At 62.4% G+C, this 3686-nt stretch carries 3 protein-coding genes and 1 tRNA gene; 3 read left to right on the forward strand and 1 reads right to left on the reverse strand.

What is annotated here, in order from left to right; genetic code table 11:
- Window positions 1-379 precede the first annotated feature (379 nt).
- Both BP858_RS01860 and BP858_RS01865 read left to right on the forward strand, forming a co-directional pair.
- Window positions 380-454, forward strand: a tRNA-Arg gene (locus tag BP858_RS01860).
- Between the two features lie 65 nt (window positions 455-519).
- Window positions 520-1053, forward strand: coding sequence for a hypothetical protein (locus BP858_RS01865; protein ID WP_286878691.1), 534 nt, complete (start codon window positions 520-522; stop codon window positions 1051-1053).
- Here the strand turns inward: BP858_RS01865 and metG are convergent.
- The gene (gene metG / locus BP858_RS01870) at window positions 1046-3040 is read right to left on the reverse strand and encodes a methionine--tRNA ligase (protein ID WP_074174784.1); all 1995 of its coding nucleotides are present in this window, start codon (window positions 3038-3040) and stop codon (window positions 1046-1048) included. The genes BP858_RS01865 and metG overlap by 8 nt on opposite strands.
- Window positions 3041-3082: 42 nt before the next feature.
- On the opposite strand from metG, the gene BP858_RS01875 reads away from it, so the two are divergent.
- A partial coding sequence (locus BP858_RS01875) for a hypothetical protein (protein ID WP_286878692.1) occupies window positions 3083-3686 on the forward strand: 604 nt, incomplete at its 3' end.

Raw genomic sequence — 3686 nt, forward strand, 5'->3', positions numbered from 1 at the left:
CGCCACACACTGCCCCCGCCCCCCGTGGCGAAGAGGGGCACCACGGTTCACTGCCCGGGTGAGCCGGGGGATACTCCGCGTTCACCAGAACCGACATGGGGGTAACCGAGCTTGAACCTCGCCGACAGCCAACCCGGGAACGCAAGTGCACCCATGTGGTAAGTTCGCGCCAATGGGGGTCTCCCCCCCGCCATGCGTGCGCCCCTCTGATCCTCGCAGGGGCAGTTCATGGCGATACCCGGGAGTAGTCCAGGACTGCGGCCTTCCGGAACGGACTGGTGGGGGTATCGAACAGAGCTCAATCTTCGAGTGCCCCGATGCCCGCGACCTCAAAGGGTTAATATCCCCGAAACCCCAAAATGTATGGGAATACTCCAGAGGGTCTGTGGCTTAGCCAGGACATAGCGCCGGGCTTCTAACCCGGATGCCGGGGGTTCGAATCCCCCCAGGCCCGTATCATCTTTTCTTGCGCCGCTCAACCCATAGTTACAAATATAAGCAGCTCCCCAGAGGCTGCTCATGAAACGGGGTCCCATATCCACCGGGACGGCGACGGTCTGCGCCATCGGGATAGCCGCGGTGTTGACCATCGCCGTATCCGCAGTCCTCCTCCTGGTCCCGGGGGAGGGGGCGCCGGACACAGGCGCGGCCCAGACCCTCTCCGCCCTCCCGGTGGAGGTCGTCGCCGGTTATGGCGACGGCGGGTCCGCCGAGGCTCCGGTGATACGCATATCCGGCACACAGGACGCGATCAACCTCACGGCCTGCCGGGTTTACCTCATCGACCCGAAAGGGGCTCTGTACGAAGTGGAGACAGCGATCCTCAGGAACGCGACGCTCGGCGAAGGAATGACGGCATACATATTCCATTTCCCCGTGGACGACCTGCCGACGGCATCGGGCTACTGGATCACCGACGAGCCGGAGATGGTCTTTTCGGCCGCTTACCACCCAGGGGTCCACCCGTTCTCCCCCGGCGGGCAGTGGCGGCTCGTCGTCTACGATCCAGGCTCGATGAAAAACAGGGTCGATCAGGTACTCCAGATTACCTGACCTTCGTTCCCGGCTCGACCGGGCGAGCGGGGACAAGGAGGGAAGCCTCATCGCCGGCGGCGAGGATCATCCCTCTGCTCTCGACCCCGAAGATCTTCGCCGGGGCGAGGTTTGCAATCAGCGCCACGTCCTTCCCCACCAGTTCATCAGGGGTGTAGAATTGTGCGATGCCGCTGACTACCTGGCGCTTCTCGCCCCCGAGGTCGACGATGAGTTTGTAGAGTTTCTTTGAGCCCTTGATCGGCTCTGCCGAGACGACCTTTGCTATCCTGATATCGAGGTTCGCGAACTCCTCGATGGAGACGGTCTTCGGCCCTTTCCTGGCGGCCTTCTCCGCCTCCTCGACCCGCATGTTGAGGGTCGCCTCAAGGTCCTTGACCTGGTCCTTCTCGATCTTTGTAAAGAGCGGGGCAGGCTTTGCGAGCACCCGTGCCCCCACCGGTGCCGTGGCCTCGGAGATTGGGTGGTCAGCGATATCATCATCGTAGCCGAGCATCGTCCAGGCCCGCTGCATCGATGCGGGCATCACGGGCTGGAAGATGAGGGCAAGCGCTTTCACGACCTGCAGGCAGTCTGCGATGACCTGCTCCGCCGCATCCCGATCTTCCTTGATCAGTTTCCAGGGGGCGTTCTTCTGAATATAGGCGTTCCCGAACGACGCAAGCGCCATCATCGAGTCGACGGCGTTCTTGAAGTCGTAGTCTCGTATCTCCGCATCCACCGCGGCAAGCGTCCGCTCAATCTCCTCGATGATAGCCGGCCCCACGGGGAGGTCGGGCACGCCTGAGAACTCCTTCTCAGCAAAGTACATCGTCCGGTAGATGAAGTTCCCGAGCGTCCCGACGATCTCGTTGTTCACCCGGTCGGCATAGACCTTCCAGGAGAAGTCGAGTTCCTTTGTGTGATTGGTGTAGGAGAGGAGGTAATAGCGGAGGTAGTCTGCCGGGAGCCCCACATCCAGGTAATCGTCGTTTGTCCAGACGACGTAGCCCCGAGACTTCGAGAATTTCTTCCCCTCGATCGTGACCATGCCGCTTGCGACCACGGCATGCGGGAGACCATAACCTGCCGCCTTGAGGAGCGCCGGCCAGAAGATACAGTGGTGGTAGACGATGTCCCCGCCGATGAAGTGGGTGACCCCTGTCTCATCACCGCACCAGTAGTCCTTCCAGTCCGCCCCTGCATCCTCTGCCCACTCCTTCGTGAACGATATGTAGCCGATAGGCGCATCGACCCAGACGTAGACGACGAGGTCGTCGCTCCCCGGGAACCCGACACCCCAGTCCATCGTCCGGGTGATGCACCAGTCGTGCAGGAGTTCCTTCACCCACCCGAGGGCGTAGTTCCGGGCGGTTGCGGTGCCCTGGAGGGTGGGGAGGTACTCGAGGAGGAAGTCCCGGAACGCCGAGAGCCTGAAGAAGTAGTGTTCCTGCTCCCGGCTCTCGGCCTTCCCGCCGCAGATTTTGCAGATCGCATCCTTGATCTGGCCGGGCTCGAGGTGCTGCCCGCACCCCTGGTCGCACTCGTCGCCCCGGGCGACGGCGCCGCAGTAGGGGCAGATCCCCTCCACGTAGCGGTCAGGGAGGAACCGCTCGCACGCGGGGCAGTAACTCTGGCTGATGGTCTTCGCGTAGACGTAGCCGTTGTCGATCAGCCGCTGCACGATCGAGCGGGTGGTCTCACGGTTCATGGGATCGTCGGTCATGCCGAACCGGTCGAAGACGACGTCCATACGCCGGAACGTCTCATAGAAGTGCTCGTGATAGCGCTCAGAGAGTTCCCGGGGGGTCGTGCCCTCCCGCTCGGCGCTGATCACGATCGGTGTTCCATGATTGTCGGAACCGCATATGAAGACGACCTCCTCCCCGGACCGGCGCATATACCGCACATAAAAGTCCGCCGGCACGTAGGTCCGCAGGTGCCCGATATGGCAGGGACCGTTCGTGTACGGGAGTCCGCACGTTACCAGCAACGGCTTACCACTCATCTCTATTTAATCTGGTTGCGATGCTAATAAAGATACCAGCGCATGGCACGACGTATAACGATACCGGTCAGATCCTTCGGCTCCGAGGTCCCGGTGCCCACCGTTCCGGAGCTCGCGGAGTGGCTGAAGGGGATGAGGGGGGAAGAAGCGGACCTCACCACCTACCGGCTCGCCCGCTCGCTCGACGCCCAGGAAGGCGTGACGATACCAGCCGCTGGCGGCATCTTCTACGGCGACCGGTGGCGGGAGGCCTTTCAGGGTATGGCGGACGGGGTGCTCGTCAATGAACCTGGCATCGACCCCACCGCCGTGGTCACGGATGCACGCTACATCCAGGCAAGACGGAAAGGCGCATGGTTCTCGCTCCCCGCCCCCCACATGCTCGGGTTTCACGACGCCTACATCGGGGACGCGGAGGAGTTTTCCGAGACGATCGCGACAGGGTACGCCCGGCTCGCGCGGGAGATGCGGGATGTGGGTGTGCGGGGGCACGTTCTGATCGCTGATCTGGCGGACGAGATTGAACTTGAGATACTTGCCGGAAGAAAGATCGTCTTCTTCCCCCGGAACCCGGAGACCTTCGACCTTGAACTCCTGCTCGAGTACCAGGGCGACCTGATCCTCCCGGCGGGAGAGCTTGACCGGG

Source organism: Methanoculleus sp. UBA413 (assembly GCF_002502935.1).
In the GTDB taxonomy this organism is placed as follows: domain Archaea; phylum Halobacteriota; class Methanomicrobia; order Methanomicrobiales; family Methanoculleaceae; genus Methanoculleus; species Methanoculleus bourgensis.

Coding starts and splice junctions, on each gene's coding strand:
- BP858_RS01865 (WP_286878691.1), top strand. CDS start 520: ATGAAACGGGGTCCCATATCCACCGGGACGGCGACGGTCTGCGCCATC.
- metG (WP_074174784.1), bottom strand. CDS start 3,040: ATGAGTGGTAAGCCGTTGCTGGTAACGTGCGGACTCCCGTACACGAAC.